This window comes from Lacihabitans sp. LS3-19 (genome assembly GCF_024343575.1).
GTDB lineage: Bacteria > Bacteroidota > Bacteroidia > Cytophagales > Spirosomataceae > Leadbetterella.
The window spans coordinates 1-229 of the sequence record NZ_RJUA01000007.1 but is presented as its reverse complement, the minus strand read 5'-3'; the positions used below and the strand labels follow the sequence as shown (position 1 = coordinate 229).

Annotated in this window: 1 protein-coding gene; it reads left to right on the top strand. The window is 42.4% G+C overall.

The window, feature by feature from the left end; genetic code table 11:
- The coding region (locus tag EGI22_RS08095; RefSeq protein WP_255067649.1) for a hypothetical protein at positions 1-229 on the top strand (229 nt) is incomplete at both ends.

Below are 229 nucleotides of genomic sequence, written 5' to 3'. Positions count from 1 at the left end.
AACAGATTGTGCAACTTGTCATACTACAGCACCAGGATGGAAACCAACATCGTTTAACCATAATAGTTTCTATGAACTAACAGGAGCTCATGCCAATGTAAGCAACTGTATGGCTTGCCATAAAGGACCAGCCAATCAAACGCCAACTGATTGTAATAGTTGCCACAACGGAAATTACACAGGTGCTAAGAATCCAGACCATGCCGCCATTGGACTTTCAACAGATTGT